The organism is Saccharopolyspora gloriosae (genome assembly GCF_022828475.1).
Classification (GTDB): domain Bacteria; phylum Actinomycetota; class Actinomycetes; order Mycobacteriales; family Pseudonocardiaceae; genus Saccharopolyspora_C; species Saccharopolyspora_C gloriosae_A.
The window spans coordinates 4,072,960-4,086,732 of record NZ_CP059557.1 but is presented as its reverse complement, the minus strand read 5'-3'; the positions used below and the strand labels follow the sequence as shown (position 1 = coordinate 4,086,732).

Annotated in this window: 8 protein-coding genes; all 8 read right to left on the bottom strand. The window is 72.6% G+C overall.

Annotated elements, in window-relative coordinates; genetic code table 11:
• Nucleotides 1-16: 16 nt before the first annotated feature.
• Entirely contained in the window at nucleotides 17-2,104 is a 2,088-nt protein-coding gene (locus H2Q94_RS17635) for a bifunctional diguanylate cyclase/phosphohydrolase (RefSeq protein ID WP_243788286.1), read from the bottom strand.
• A 289-nt stretch (nucleotides 2,105-2,393) separates the two neighbouring features.
• Nucleotides 2,394-3,011, bottom strand: coding sequence for a TetR/AcrR family transcriptional regulator (locus tag H2Q94_RS17630; RefSeq protein WP_243788285.1), 618 nt, complete (start codon nucleotides 3,009-3,011; stop codon nucleotides 2,394-2,396).
• A gap of 92 nt (nucleotides 3,012-3,103) precedes the next feature.
• Nucleotides 3,104-4,357 carry a type VII secretion-associated serine protease mycosin gene (mycP, locus tag H2Q94_RS17625; protein WP_243788284.1) on the bottom strand — a complete coding sequence of 418 codons (1,254 nt, stop codon included), beginning with the start codon at nucleotides 4,355-4,357 and terminating at the stop codon, nucleotides 3,104-3,106.
• Nucleotides 4,358-4,362: 5 nt separating this feature from the next.
• Nucleotides 4,363-7,101, bottom strand: a complete 2,739-nt coding sequence (locus tag H2Q94_RS17620; protein WP_243788283.1) for a hypothetical protein — start codon at nucleotides 7,099-7,101, stop codon at nucleotides 4,363-4,365.
• A 271-nt stretch (nucleotides 7,102-7,372) separates the two neighbouring features.
• On the bottom strand, nucleotides 7,373-7,765 hold the full coding sequence (locus tag H2Q94_RS17615; RefSeq protein ID WP_243788282.1) for a DUF2237 family protein: 393 nt from the start codon (nucleotides 7,763-7,765) through the stop codon (nucleotides 7,373-7,375).
• A 184-nt stretch (nucleotides 7,766-7,949) separates the two neighbouring features.
• Nucleotides 7,950-8,693, bottom strand: a complete 744-nt coding sequence (locus tag H2Q94_RS17610; RefSeq protein WP_243788281.1) for a decaprenylphospho-beta-D-erythro-pentofuranosid-2-ulose 2-reductase — start codon at nucleotides 8,691-8,693, stop codon at nucleotides 7,950-7,952.
• 25 nt (nucleotides 8,694-8,718) lie between these two features.
• Nucleotides 8,719-10,443: an alpha/beta hydrolase gene (locus tag H2Q94_RS17605; RefSeq protein ID WP_243788280.1), complete on the bottom strand. Its 1,725-nt coding sequence runs from the start codon at nucleotides 10,441-10,443 to the stop codon at nucleotides 8,719-8,721.
• Nucleotides 10,444-10,553: 110 nt separating this feature from the next.
• Nucleotides 10,554-13,697 carry an AfsR/SARP family transcriptional regulator gene (locus tag H2Q94_RS17600; RefSeq protein ID WP_243788279.1) on the bottom strand — a complete coding sequence of 1,048 codons (3,144 nt, stop codon included), beginning with the start codon at nucleotides 13,695-13,697 and terminating at the stop codon, nucleotides 10,554-10,556.
• Between the last annotated feature and the right edge of the window lie 76 nt (nucleotides 13,698-13,773).

Genomic DNA, 13,773 nt, shown 5'->3' with positions numbered 1-13,773 from the left:
CGCCGCGGGCGGCCGTTCAGTCCGATGCCGGGGCGAACAGCGGCGGCAACCGGTGGATCTCGCCTTCGGCGTGCAGCCGCAGGAACGCGTCCACGACAGCCGGGTCGAACTGGGTGCCGCGGCCGTCGCGCAGTTCCTGCAAGGCTTCGTCCATGGTGAGGGGGCGCCGATAAGGCCGGTCGGCGAGCATCGTCGCCCACGCGTCGCAGACGGAGATGATCCGCGCCTCGAACCGGATCGCGTCCGCTGCCAGGCCCAGCGGATAGCCCTTGCCGTCCCAGCGTTCGTGGTGCTGGCGCACGATCTCGGCGATGTCGTGCAGTTCCGGCACCGACCGGAGCAGGTAGTAGCCGTGATCGGGGTGCCGGCGCACCAGCGCCCACTCCGCGTCGTCGAGCGCGGCCGGTTTGCTCAGCACCGCCTCCGGGATGACGACCTTGCCCACGTCGTGCAGCCGGCCGGCGAGCTCGGTGTCGTGCACGGTGGCGGCATCGCCGCCCATCGCTCGGCACACGACGCGTGCGTAGTCACCGACGGCCCGGCCGTGCGAGTGCGAGGACAGGCACTGGTCGACCTGGTCGCTCACCGAGTGCAGGTAGCTGAGCGCGGACGGATGATCCACCGCGGCCACGGGCACCGGGCGGTCGCCGACGGCGACCCGGTTGCGCCCCTCGGCCTTCGCCGAGTACAGCGCCCGGTCGGCGGCGGCCACGATCTTGACCGGGTCGTCGTCGTGCCCGGTCGTCTGCGCCGCCCCGACCGAGGTGGTGACCCTGATCGACTGCCCGTCGCCGACGGTGATCGGTTCCCGCGCGACCGCCAGCCGGAGCCGCTCGGCGACCACCCGTACGTCCTCGGCGGTCACGGCGGAGGCCAGCACCGCGAACTCCTCCCCGCCGTGCCGGGCCAGCACGTCGTCTTCGCGGACGACGGCACGGAGCCGGTCGGCGATCTCCACCAGCACGAGGTCGCCCACCGGGTGCCCGTAGCGGTCGTTGATCGACTTGAAGTAGTCGACGTCCAGGATGAACACCGCGAGCCTGTTGCGGGCGCGGGCCGCCCGCGCCAACGCCTTCGGCAGCTCCATCTCGAAGTGCCGCCGGGTGTAGAGCCCGGTCAGCGAATCGGTCACCGCCAGCCTGCGCTGTTCGGAGACCATGACCACCAACCTGGCCAAGGTGAGCAGGAACAGCACCGCGCAGGCCACCGCGATCGCGTTCACGTATCCCGTCGAGACCCGAGCGTTTTCGAACGCGAGGATCCCGGGGGCGATGAGCGACGCCGCCGCCAGCGTGGTCACCCGCACCGGGCTCAGGCCCAGTTCGCGGCCCGGCCCGGTCCGGGTCAACGCGACCATCGTGGGGTGCAGCCCGGCGGTGCCGAGCGCGATGTTGCCCGCGAGCCACAGCACGTCCAGGAAGTTTCCCGCGGAGTAGCTGCCGTCGATTCGCTGCAACACGTAGACCGAGTCGGCGCCGAGGAACGCCAGCAGGTTGCCCGCCAGCAGGAAGAACGACGGCGGGCGCGGTCCGTGGTCGAGCAACAGCCGCAGCGCCACCGCCAGCAACGCCAGATCCAGCACCGGGTAGGCCACGTACGCGGCGGTGGTCAGCACGGGATCGTCGCCGCGGGTCAACGGTTTGATCAGGTACAGCCAGGACAGCAGCCCCGCCGCCACGGCCAGCACCGTCGCGTCGATGAGGCTCAGCAGGTCCCGGCGCGGCGAGCGCGCCCGGATCAGCAGCAGCAAGCCGCAGACGATCAGCGGGAAGTGCGCCAGGTAGAAGACGTCGGCGATGAAGGGGAACGTGGTGATGTCGAGCAGGGAGTGGCTGGTGTAGAAGATCGTGTCGGCGAGGCAGTACACGGCCTGGCTGCCTGCGATGAGCAGCCACGGCAACGCCCGGCGGGGCCGGTGGATGCGCACCCCGTAGAGCAGGGCGGGCACCGCCGAGGCGCTGATTCCACAGTAGAGCGCGATGCGCAACGGATCCGTGGCGTTGCTCTGCGGGATGGAGAAGTAGACGAGCGCCACCAGGACACAGCCCACTAGGTACGCCGGCCAGGCCAAGCCGCCGAACGTCCGCCGAACCGTGCTGATCATCGGAGCCTCTCCACTCGGGACACGACCGTAACGGTCGAGCGGCGGTCGATGCCACGCAACGGCAGTGGGTGTGCGATCCACCGAGCAGCGGCCCACTTTAGAGTGTCGGACGTCCAGCGAAGGACGCGAATCACTGCGAAGGATCCGGGCGGTGCGGATTCGGACGAGCGGCGCGTATCCGTGCGCAGCGGGTCGATGCGTGGTTTCGCCGAACTCGGCAATCAGCCGGTCCGCGGCAAGAATTGTCCAAAATGGATTATCTTGATCCGCGGAATTGCGCCGGATTCTCCTATTCGAGGAATGAAGCGACCAGATCGTCGAGCCCCGCGCGGATCCGCTCCAGCGATATCCCCGCGACCTCCTGCTGGTAGGTGATCAGCACCGAGCCGAACGGTGCCAGCAACGCGTCCGCCAGCACCGGTGCGTCACCCTCCGGATGCGCCGAACGCAGCAGGTCCGCCAGATGCGCGCGATGCGCACCGTAGGCGCCGCTGAGGTAGCGGGCGTGTGCACTGTTCGTCTCGGCGACCAGGAGCAGCGCCGACTGCTCGTCCACCCGATCGAGCAGCGCGTCCAGGAACGCCCGGACCCGTTCACCGGGAGCGGCACCGGGGCCTAACGGGGGAGGCCCGCACAGGAACGCCTCCTGGAACTCCCGTTCCCGCTCGTCGAGCAACGCGTAGGCGAGACCCGCCCGATCCCCGAACCGCCGGTAGACGGTGCCGACGCCGACGCCTGCGGACTGGGCCACCTCCTCCATCGACAACGACTCCACCCCGTGCGCTCGCACCATGCCCTGGGCGGCGTCCATGATCCGCCTGCGGTTGCGCGCGGCGTCGGCTCGTTCGCCCTGCGCCGCGCGCTCGGTACACGCAGCCGGGCCGCATGGTGGTTGGTCGGCTCGCATCGGAGTCCCTCCCTCGATCCGCTACGTCAGCACAGTGTGCCGATCGCGCGAGGCGAGCCCAACGGCGCCGTGCCCGGCGACACGGTGAACGGTCAGTTCGACGCGGTCTCCTGCGGGCCGTCGACCACCTTCACCACCCGGCTCCTGCGCCACCGGCGCCGGTGCCCCGCCGGGCCGAGCCGGGTGACGAGCGCGGCCGCGATCACCAGCAGCACCACCCCGGCGATGCTCAGCGTCACCACCCGCATCGGCACCGGGTTGTCCACCGGAATGTCCGGGTGCACCGCGCGCCCGGCGGGAGTGCCGCCGCCCGTGGCGCCGCCCTCCTCGGGCAGTACCGCGGTGACCGCCGAATACGGGTTCACCGTCCCCCAGCCCATCTGCGGGTCCGGGACGGTGACGCCGGGGCGGGTCGCGGTGGCCTGCAGCCGGTTCTTCACCTGCTGGGCGTCCAGTTCCGGGTGGTAGGAGCGGACCAGCGCCGCGGTGCCCGTGACGAACGGGGTCGCGAAGCTCGTGCCGCTGTCCTGCCAGTGCCCCGGCCCGCCCGGCCCGAGGCTCATCACGTCCACGCCGGGAGCGACGAGGGAGAGGAAGTCACCGGTCTGCGAGAAGCTCGCCCGCGCGCCGCTGGAATCCACCGCACCGACTGCCAGCACGTTCGGATACGACGCCGGGTACGGGATCGGGTTGCCCTCTTGCGCACCGTTGGCGACGGCGGCCACGACCAGCACGTCCCGCGACTGCGCGAACTCGATCGCGCCGCGCAGTTCCTGGTCGTCGTAGTAGGTGCTCTCCGAGATGTTGATGACTTTCGCGCCCGAGTTCACCGCCGTGCGGATGCCCTCCGCCATGGTGTGCGCGGAGCCACCGTCGGTGGACTGGGTGTCCCGGATCGGCAGCACCTGGGCATCCGGAGCGACGCCGGAGAAACCGATCCCGGGCAGCTGGCGGGCCGCGATGATCCCGGCCACGAACGTGCCGTGCCCGAGGCAGTCGGTGTTCGCGGGTCCACCGCCGGGCGAGTGGACGTCGTGTCCGACGAGCACTCCGCCTGCGAGCTGGGGGATCGACGCGTCCACTCCGGAGTCGATGACGCCGACGAGCACGCCCTGCCCGCGGGTGAGCTCCCAGGCGCGTTCGGGTGCGAGCAGCTGCTGCGCCCACGGCCGGGCGACCTCGCTGCGCACCGGCGGCGGACGGCAATCGGCGCCGGGGGACTGAGCGCGGGGGAGTTGTGCACCGGGCACGGCGGCGGCGGGAGCGGCCGTGGTCAGCAGCATCCCTGCCACCCCCAGCGCGGCGAGGACGGGTCGGCTTGCTCGCATGATCCTGTTCTGCCTCATCGATATCAGTGGGCGGCCGCCGAAACCGGTTGCGGCGCAACCGGATCCGGGTCGGCGGTGATGGCATCGGAGGTCGCTGCGGGGGCACCGCCCAGCTCGCCCAGCACGAGGCCGACAGGTTCGCCGAACCGCTCGATGTGGTCGGCGTCGGTGAGCACCCGCAGCTGATTCGTGTGCCTGCGGTGCAGCGCCCGGCGCAGCCTCGGCAGCACCGCTTCGTCGGCCTCGGTGAGTTCGCCGGGGGCCGAAGCCTCGCCGGGGCGCAGCTCGCGCATCAGCACCGCGGGCGGCATGGCGGCCCCGTCACCGTCCTGCTCGGTGTCCTGGCGATCCACCGCGAGCACCTTGAACCTGGTCGCCGAGGTGAACACGACCTCGTCCGGTGCGCTCTGGCCGATCGCGGCGATGCGCCGTGCGGTCAACGACCAGATCACCACGTCCACGTGCGGATCGTCCACCGTCACGTCGCTCGCGGAGGTCCCGCTCAGGAACGCGGGCTCGTCGAGCAAGGTGCCCGGTTCGTACCCCGACAGCGGGGAGTGCCCGTCGCGCACGCGAGCCGTGCGGAACGAGGCGCCGCGGTGCACCGGCAACCTGCGCAGGCCGGAGGTCAGGCAGGCCGCGTAGTCCCGGACCGCCGCCGCGTCCGAACCGCGCAACGCGCGGTTGAGCGCGTTCCCGCCCTGCGGGCCGCCCCCGATGTAGAGGTGCACGGCGACGAGATCCGCTTTGGACTCGTGCTCCGCCCCCGATTCGCGCAATGCGGGGAAGGTCGCGAGCGCGGTGTTGACCGACGGCAGCGAGTCGTCGAAGACCTCGCCCGCCCACTGGGAGAAGCGGGTGCGTTGCTCCGGCGTGCTCTGGTGATCGGCGGGCAACGCGTCGTCCGGCAGCGACGCCGGAATGAGCCCCAGTTCGGGCGCGGCCTCCGCGGGCGGCTGCTCGGTGTCCGCGTCGGGTGTCAGGTCGCGGACCTGGTCGCCGTCGATGCGCAGCATGACCGTGTCCTGCGCGGTGGTGTCGGCGGGTTGCTGAGCAGGGGGCCGGGATTCCGGTGCGACCGCTCGGTCCGGCTCGGCTGAGCCAGGCACGATCGGCATCCGCGCGGTCGTGTCATGGCCCGGCCTGTTCTGTGCGGCGGGCGCGACTTCGCGCGGGGCGCGCACCGTCCGCTGATCACCGGGGCGGGGAAGGAGCACGTCCGGCGCCGGGCCTTCCGACTCGGTGCGCGGGCGCTTAGCGGGGAGCGCGGGCGGAGCGACCGGTTCCCGCACGACCGTGTCGGCATCGGAGTCCGGCGCCGGGGCGCCCGTTTCGGCTGGAGCTTCGCGACGCGGAGCCGGTTCGCCAGGGGAGCCTCCCGCGTGCTCGGCCCCCGGCGGGGCGGCGACGACTGCGCCACCGGCCGCGGACATCGTCGGGAACTCCAGCCGCTCGGCGAGCTCGCCCGCGGCCGCCCGCAGCTGAGCGCGCAGCGGCTCGTCGGTCGACCCCAGCACCAGCAATCGCAACCTGCGCCGCTGCTGCGGGTTCAACCCCGTCAGCAGCGCGTGCAACACCTGCGGCACCTGCTGCGACAGTCCCGTGTGCGGGCGGCCCAGCGTCAACGTCATCCGGTCCGATTCGAAAGCCAGCCGATCAGCCGGGGCGGGTGCGGCCGCCTGCGTTCCTTCGACCAGGGCCAGGCCGGAGGGCACCACCTTCGCCTGCAGCTCGCCCGGCACCGGCCGTTTAGGACTGGCCTGAGCCATCCCGCTCCACCGGTACAACGCAGGCCCCGCAGGCACCCAGCCGATCGGAGCAGCGGCGGACGAGACGACCTGCGCGCCGTTCGCCGAATACCGCAGCAGCAGCGGGAACGGCTGCCACTGCGCCCCGTCCGCCCCGCGTGCCAGGGCGCGCTCGACGCCGTCCTCACCGCGGCGCACCGTGCCGGTCGCGGCGAACACGTCGTGCCCGAGGAGCCCGGCCAGCTGCTGCATCCACTCGGCGGTGGCCGTGTCGGCCGAGGTCGGGATCAGTTCCATGCTGCTGCGCACCGCAGGCGGCAACGGGCCGACGGCAGCGGCCACCTGCGGGGGAGTGATCGACGGTGCCAGCAGCACCCGCGGACGTTGCCCCGACTGCGGGACGACGACGCCTGCGCCCGGCGCGGACTGCCGACCCTCAGCGGGCCGCAGCATCAGTCCGGCGGGCACCGGTTCGACCAGCAGGCCGGAAACGGTTCGGGGGGCACGCGGCAACGCCGATTCCCAGCGCGGTGTGGGCAACCGGAGCGCGAAGGGCTGCGCGACGGTGCCGGCGCGGAACAACCGCCACGCGTGGTCACCGGTACCGGCGAAGATCGTTCCGCCGGGCACCAGCGCCAGCGGCCCGTCCGGCGCGAGCACGTCCACCCGGAACTCGTCGGCCAGTCGCTGCGCGGGGGACCAGCCCTGCGGCCCCGCTTGGTGCAGCCCGGAAACCGCGACCCACACCTGCGGCGGGCGCTGCCCGCGGCTCGTGCCGCTGAGCGCGCCCCGGAAGGCCTCGTGCAGCGAGCCGAGGAACGCTGGATCGGTGACCGCGGATGCGGCGGCCAGCACCACACCGGAACGCGGCGGTTGCGAAACGGTGTCGAAGAACCGCTGTTCGCGTTCGTCCTGATCGCCGACCTTGCGGATCACTGCTTTGCCCGCCTGAGCCTGGACGTACAGGCTCGGCGAGCCGGGGGACCCGGTCGTGCTGGAGTCCGGTGCTGACATCAACCGCTCTCGTTCCGCGCGCAGTCCGCCTCTCCGGTGCGGGCTTCGGTGCCCGCGCGAAGACGCGGCCGTACCGGCCCCAGTGTGATCGACCGCAGGCAAGAGCGGAACGCGTTCCGATGCCACGGGCGATGTTCACAGGGGTTTCCCTCACCCGGCGGTGTCTCGTCGGGCGACCGGCCCAATGCGGGTGGGCGGCGAGATCCAGATCATCGCATCCGTACGCGCACGGCCCGGGCGGAGCCCACGCGGGCCGCCGCCCGGAGGCGCCTCAAGTCAGCGTGCTCGGATCCGCGGGTACGTCCACGGCGTGCTCCTGCAGCGCGCTCAGCGGAACGACTTCGATGGCCTTCGCGTGCGTCGCGGCCAGCAGCACCGGCGGAGCCGCCCCCGCCGAATACGCCTCCAACCAGCGCGAGGCGCACACGCACCAGCGATCACCCGGCTGCAATCCGGCGAAGCCGTACTCCGGGCGGGGCGTCACCAGATCATTGCCCGACTCCTGTTGTTGCACGAGGAATTCGGTGGAGAGCACCGCGCACACCGTGTGCTCGCCGACGTCCTCCGGTCCGGTCGAGCAGCAGCCGTCGCGGTAGAAACCGGTGAGCGGTTCGGTGCCGCAAGGCTCCAGTTCGCCACCGAGAACGTTGCGATCGGTCGTCATGAGGGCACCTTCACTCCAACACCTGGACGCCGGGTAGGGGCCGGCCCGGGCCGGGCTCCCCGGAGGGCGAAACGCCGCCGGAGGTTCGACGCCCTGAGGCCTCAGGCCCCGAGACCTGAGCTCCCAGTGTGGCGAGAACGGCGGCATCAGTCCAGTGGTGCGTTCCGCCACCGCCGACCGGTTCCTACCGCGGCATCCGGCGCCAGATCGGGCGCGGCACGTACCGCAGCACCCCGAACAGCACGCGCAGGGCGAACGGCACCCACACCTCCACGCGCCCTCGGCGCAGCGCCCGCGCGGCCGCGTCGGCGACCTGCCCAGGGGTGCTGGAGAACGGCGCCGGAAACATGCCCTCGGTCATCCGCCCGACCACAAAACCCGGCCGCACCACCAGCAGGCTCACCCCGCTGCCGACGAGCGCGTCCGCGAGCCCGGCCGCGAACCCGTCGAGCCCGGCCTTCGCCGACCCGTACACGTAGTTCGCCCGCCGCACCCGCACGCCTGCCACTGAGGAGAACACCACCAGCCGCCCGTGCCCCTGCGTCCGCAGCACTGTCGCGAGGTGGGTGAGCACCGAGACGTGCGCGACGTAGTCGGTGTGCACGATGGACACCGCGTGCTCGGCATCGTGCTCGGCGCGGTCCTGATCGCCGAGAATGCCGAAGGAGACGATCACGTCGTCCAGCGTGCCGTGCCGTGCGGTGAGCTCGTCGAGCAGCGTGCGGTGCGTGGTGAGGTCGTCCGCGTCGAACTCCACCCGCTCCACTTCCGCGGCGCCGGCCTCGCGCAGCAGGGACTCCTGCGCGTCGAGGTCGTGGCTGCGCCGGGCGGCCAGGATCACCGTGCCTGCGCCGTCGCCGACCAGGCGGGCGGCCAGTTCGACACCGATCTCGCTGCGGCCGCCGAGGACCAGAACAGTTGAGCTCATCGCCGATCAGTGTGCCCGACGGTGCTCAGCGCACTCCGGGTGAGGGGGCGAGGCCGCCCCGGCAGAACGCGACGACCTTCTCCCGCAGCGTTCCCCGGTCCACCGCGGCCACGGCGTCGTGCCCGGCGTCGACCTCGAAGTACCGCATCGACGGACCCGTGACGGACGGTCCGGCCAGGTTCCGGCGCAACATCCGTGCCCGCCCGACCGGTACCGTCTCATCGCGGCTGCCGTGGATCAGCAGCACCGGTGCGGTGTTCGCCGCCATGATCCGCCCGAGGTCGTCGTCCTCGGTGAGCAGCGGCGCCATCGCCACGCACGCCGACCACAGGCCCGGCGTGCTGCCCGCGGCTTGCAGGCCGAGCCGTCCGCCATGGCCGCCGCCGAGCAGGATCGGCCCGGGCAGCCCGGGCCGCTGCGAACGCAGGTGATGCCCCAGCGAGATCACCCCGGCCAGGTCCGGCCCGCCCCACTTGCCGTCCTCGGCGCGGTGGTTCGGCGCGATCACGGCCACGCCCACCGCCGCCAGGTCCTGGAACAGCGGGTGGAACTCCCAGTGCCACAGCGCGCCTTCGGTGTGGTGCAGTGCGAGCACCAAGTGCTCGCAGGACCGCCACTTGGCTCCGCCGTAGACGATGGCTTCGATGCCGCCGCCGAGGCGCAGCAGGTCCGCGGAAGCCCACGGCGGCTGCTCCGGCCCCGGTTCGTCCGGAAGCGCCGAGCAGGATCCGTTCGGCGAGACCGTCACCAGCGTCGACGGCCGGGCAGGCGAGGAGAACGGCACCCGCACCGTCCGGCCGTTGAGGTGCGCCTGATCCCCGGTGCGCCCGGGCGGCAGGGTCAGCGCGGTGAGCTTGTCGTCCCGCGGCGAGTAGAGGTCCAGCGCGGACAACGCCCCCGACTCCCGGCGCAGCAGCACCCGCTGGCCGCCGTCGTCCACGGTCAGCGGAATGTGCGTCGGGCACAGCCGGTCCGGGAAGCGGACGCTGCCCGCCCCGTCCAGCAGCACCCACCCCACCCGGTCCGCGCCGGTCGAGGTGGAGCGCACCAGCAACAACTTGGAGCGCTGGTGGTGCAGCAGGATCTGGTCATCGCTGCCGGGCGACAGCGAGAACAACGGCTGCCACGATCCGCGCCGCAGATCGGCCAGCACCCCTTCGACCGCGTGGCCGGGGCGGGAGAGGTTCAGCGCGAGCAGATCCGCGTCGGTGTCGAGCCACACACCCCCAGAGACGGCCCCTGGCAGCCGCACGAGTGGCTCGACACCGGGCGGGCCGTCGGTGAGACGCCAGACGGCCGTCTGTTCCGGGTCTTCACGCGCGACCAGGAAACCCAGCTGCGCCGCCGAAGGACTCGGCAGCAGATAGCCGCTCGCGCCGCGCACCTGGCCCAGGATGTGAGTGCGCGGGGCGAGCGGATCGATCAGTTCCAGCTCGGCGAGCTCACCGCGGTCGGTCAGCACCAGCACCCGTCCGTCGCCGAGCGGCAGCAGCTGCGCGTAGGGATCAACGGCTTTGCCGTGGTGGACGAGGTCGGGCTCCGAGGCGCGGGCCTTGCTCGGGAGCTGGCCGAAGCGGCGGGTCCGCAGGGTGTGCGGACGGGCGCTGCGTGCCGCGAAGGACCACAGCTCCAAGGTGGACGCCTCGGAGCTGGTGCGGACGCAGGCGATCTCCCGGCCGTCGGGGGAGAAGCCGAAGTGCGACCTGGACACGGCCAGCGTGGCCGGCCGGATCGGTGCGGGAGCGCTCATGCGCGCCTCGGGCAAGCGGAATGCACTCCGCGACAGTAGGAAACCGCAGTTCAGGGCGGTTTAGGGTTTACTTAAGGGTGAGCCTGTATCGCCCGTATCGGGCAGAATCGTCACTCGGAGGTGTCAGTACTGCGCCGGTTTCCGGGGATTCCGGGGAACGGGCGGGGAGCCACGGAGATCTCCCGCATCCGCTTGCTGTAGAGCTCGTAGCGGCGCCGCGCCTCGCCGAAGCGCTCGGCGCGCAGCAACGTGCTCACCAAGTCGAGGTGCGCCTCTTCGTCGTAGCAATCGTCGCGGAGCAGCCGCAACGCGAACCTGGCGACCCGGTCGGTGTCGCCTTCGGCCCGCAGCCGGCTGGTCAACGCCCGCAGCACGGCGACGTGCGTGGTGCGGAGCTCATCGGCCAGCGCGTCCGCCCAGGCCTGGTACGGGTCGTCCTCCAGGAAGTCGCCGGTGTAGGCGGCTTCGGCGTCCAGCAGCAGCGCCGTCGCCGAGGGCAGGTCGTCGCGGTGGGCCTGCAACGCGCGGTCGGCCTGCGCGAGGAATGCTTCGACGTCGACCCGGACGTAGCGCGGGTCGAGTCCGACGGTGCCCGTCTCACTGGTCAGCAGGACCGAGCCGGTCAGCGGCCCGGGGGCCGACAGCACGTCGCGCACGGTCGAGAGCAGCACCGAGAGCCGGTTTCCTGCGCGCACCGGGTCGACCTCGGGCCACAGCAGCTCCATCAGCTCCTCGCGGCGCATCGGACGTCGTTTCGCGACGAGGATCTTCAGCAGTTCGCGGGCCTTCCGGGACTGCCAAGCCGCGCGCGGCACCGGCAGCCCGGCGTGCTCGATCCGGAACACGCCCAGCGCACGCAGCGCCACCGGCGGGGCCAGTCGCGCCACCGCGGCCAGCGGGCCTGCGGCGGTTCGGGAGTCGGGTGTCGCGCCGTGCTCGCGCAGGGTGCGTTCGGCGAGGTCCGCGACTGCTCCCTCCCCGTCGCGCACCGGACCGAGGCGGTGGCGCAGCAGCAGGGCCTGCGCTTCTTCGACGGCGAAACCGCCTTCGCGCCAGATCTGCACCGCTTCGTCCAGCGCCGATCCGTGTTCCAGCTGGTCGGCGGAGGTGACGGCGGTGAGCTCCAGCGCTTCCGCCAAGCCGGGTTCGTCCCCGCGGCTGCGGGCTTGTTCGGCGGCGAGGGCGGCGTCCGCGATGGCCGGTTCGCGGTCCCCGGCCTCCCAGGCGATCCAGCCCCGGGTGAGCAGCGCGCGCACCTCGTGCAGGTGCTCGCCGAGATCCACCGCGCGTTGCGCGAGCACCTGCGCCCGCTCCCGATCGTCGACCGCCCGGACCCTGGCCAGCCCGATCAGCGCGGCGCTCATCCCGAGCACTTCCCGTGCGGGTTCGGCGAGCGCCAGCGCCTCCTCGTAGGCGGAGCGGGAGCGTTCGAGCCTGCCGCGCTGGCGGTGCACGTCGCCGCGCACGCACAGCGGCCAGGCGAGGTATCCGGTGCCGGACCGGCCGAATCCGTCGCAGGCCGCGTCGACGGCGACGGTCGCTTCGTCGAACCTGCCGAGCCTGGCCAGGGCGGTGCCGCGCTGGGTCAGCGCGTGCGCTCGCAGCAGCGGATCGCCGTGCTTTTCCGCGATCCGCAACGCCGCGTCGGCGTGCGCCAATGCGGCGGTGGGGTCGCCGAGTTCGGTGCAGTGCAGTGCGCGCAGCGCGTGCAGGCGGCCGAGGTGCGCCGCCGGAGCGTTCTCGGCTGCGTCGGACCAGGCGGTGCGCGCCTCGCGCTGGTCGCCGCGGGCGGCGGCGAGCACGGCGCGGGCGATGCGGGCGGCGGTGGGCGCGGCGGAGCCTGCCGGGCAGTTCGCGGCGATCTCGACGGCGCGGCCTGCGGCCTCGCGGCCGCGCACGATGTCGCCGGTGAGGCGGTGCGCCAGGGCGGCCGTCGCGAACAGCCGGGACTCCTCGGGGGAGTCGCCCGTTCCCACCGCGGCCGCCGCGCAGGTGTCGAGGGCTTCGGCGGGCTCGGCCCTGGCGAGCGCGGCGGCGGCGATCCGCCACGCCAGCGCCGGTTCGGTCGGCGCACCCGCTCGCCGCCAGCACGCGGCGGCCTCCGGCCAGCGCCCCCGCATCCGGTGCGCTTGGCCGATGACGCGCGCGATGTCCGCGCCGGTGGATTCGCCGAGCACGGCCGCGGCGTCGAGCACCACGTCCACGTGCCCGTCGTCGAGCAGCCTGCCGCCCACTTCGGTGAGCAGTGCGGCGCAGCGTTCGGTGTCGCGGGCGGCGACGAGGTGCCGCAATGCCCGCTCGTACCGACCGGCGAGGTGGTCCTCTTCGGCGGCTTGGCGGTGCAGCGAGGTGCGGGTCTCCGGTGTCACCGTGCGAGGTTCGGCGAGGAACTCCGCCAGCGGCGGCACCAGCGCCCACCGCCCGCTGCCCGCGGGGCGCAGCAGGCCGCGCCGGGCGAGGTCGGTGAACATGCCGCCCGGTTCCTCGGTGGTCACGTCACCGAGCACGGCCAGCCGGTGCAGCGCGTGCCGCGCTCCTTCCGGTTCGCGGTCGAGGACCTCCTCGGCGAGGTACGGGTGGAAGCGCGCGGCCGAGGGCATCCCGGAGCGCCGGGGCTCCGGCACGGTGCGCAGCGATTCGATGGCGCGGCAGACCGCGGCGGGCCAGCCGCCGGTGCGTTCGCTGAGTTGGTGGGCGAGCGCGACGTCGCCGTCGCCGAGGGCGCCCGCGAGCAGTTCGGCGATCTCGTCGGTGTCGAAGGCCAGCAGCCCGGCGTCGATCTCCCCGACTTTCCCTTGTCCGCGCAGGCGTTCCAGGGAGAACGGCGGTTCGTGGCGGGACAGCAGCACCAGCCGCAGCCGTGGCGGTGCGGTCCGGCACAGGTCGGCGATGAGCGCGACGGCGTGCTCACCGGCCTCATGCAGATCGTCGATGACCAGGTGCAGGTCAACGGGTAGGTCGCGCAACCAGTCGCACACCGAGCCGCGATCGGTCGCCGGAGCGGCACCGGGCAGGTGCGGTCGGGCGCCGTCGACCAGTGCGGTGAGCAGGCGTCCGGCGTCGTCGCCGGTGCTCTCGGGCGCCCACCAGGTGGTGGTGACGCCCGTGGCCGACCAGTCCTTGACGGCGGTCGTCTTGCCCCACCCGGCCGCCGCGATCACCAGGCACACCCGGTTCCGGGTGGCCGTGTCGAGCGCGTCGTCCAGCATCGGGCGCGCAACGGTGCCCGTGCCGAGCTGGTCGCGACGTCTCATCACACCTCCCACCTGCGTTGATCCGTCTCATGGTGAGATCGGTTCGGGCGCGGCGCCGAGTGTGGGAACGATCGGG

What these genes read in the sequence shown, in the direction of transcription:
- H2Q94_RS17635 (WP_243788286.1), bottom strand. Translation starts at nt 2,104, where the DNA reads ATGATCAGCACGGTTCGGCGGACGTTCGGCGGCTTGGCCTGGCCGGCG.
- H2Q94_RS17630 (WP_243788285.1), bottom strand. Translation starts at nt 3,011, where the DNA reads ATGCGAGCCGACCAACCACCATGCGGCCCGGCTGCGTGTACCGAGCGC.
- mycP (WP_243788284.1), bottom strand. Translation starts at nt 4,357, where the DNA reads ATGAGGCAGAACAGGATCATGCGAGCAAGCCGACCCGTCCTCGCCGCG.
- H2Q94_RS17620 (WP_243788283.1), bottom strand. Translation starts at nt 7,101, where the DNA reads ATGTCAGCACCGGACTCCAGCACGACCGGGTCCCCCGGCTCGCCGAGC.
- H2Q94_RS17615 (WP_243788282.1), bottom strand. Translation starts at nt 7,765, where the DNA reads ATGACGACCGATCGCAACGTTCTCGGTGGCGAACTGGAGCCTTGCGGC.
- H2Q94_RS17610 (WP_243788281.1), bottom strand. Translation starts at nt 8,693, where the DNA reads ATGAGCTCAACTGTTCTGGTCCTCGGCGGCCGCAGCGAGATCGGTGTC.
- H2Q94_RS17605 (WP_243788280.1), bottom strand. Translation starts at nt 10,443, where the DNA reads ATGAGCGCTCCCGCACCGATCCGGCCGGCCACGCTGGCCGTGTCCAGG.
- H2Q94_RS17600 (WP_243788279.1), bottom strand. Translation starts at nt 13,697, where the DNA reads ATGAGACGTCGCGACCAGCTCGGCACGGGCACCGTTGCGCGCCCGATG.